The sequence below is a fragment of the Arthrobacter sp. SIMBA_036 genome (assembly GCF_046535135.1).
In the GTDB taxonomy this organism is placed as follows: domain Bacteria; phylum Actinomycetota; class Actinomycetes; order Actinomycetales; family Micrococcaceae; genus Arthrobacter.
In genome coordinates this window covers 1-269 of record NZ_JAWRXG010000194.1, presented here as the reverse complement: position 1 = coordinate 269, position 269 = coordinate 1, and the positions used below count along the sequence as shown (strand labels likewise).

Below are 269 nucleotides of genomic sequence, written 5' to 3'. Positions count from 1 at the left end.
GAGGCCGGCGGCAGCGCCGGCCTATTCTGCCGCTTCCTGCACCGAGGTCAGCGCCGCAAGCTGCTCCTGGAATTCGCTGTGGCTCGGGCACATCGATAGGAGATTGCGGAAGCGGTCGATCAGCCAGGCCGTGGCCGGGCCCGGGGGATTGGCAATCTTGTGAAGACTGTAGATCGGGTACTCGCCCTGCTCATAGGCTGGAAGATCGAGCTGCACGAGCTTGCCGGAGTTCAGATCATCGCGTGACACCGAAGCCGGCAGACCACCCC

At 64.3% G+C, this 269-nt stretch carries 1 protein-coding gene; it reads right to left on the bottom strand.

The window, feature by feature from the left end; translation table 11 throughout:
* Positions 1-21 precede the first annotated feature (21 nt).
* A partial coding sequence (locus SB659_RS19605) for a hypothetical protein (protein WP_410551616.1) occupies positions 22-269 on the bottom strand: 248 nt, incomplete at its 5' end.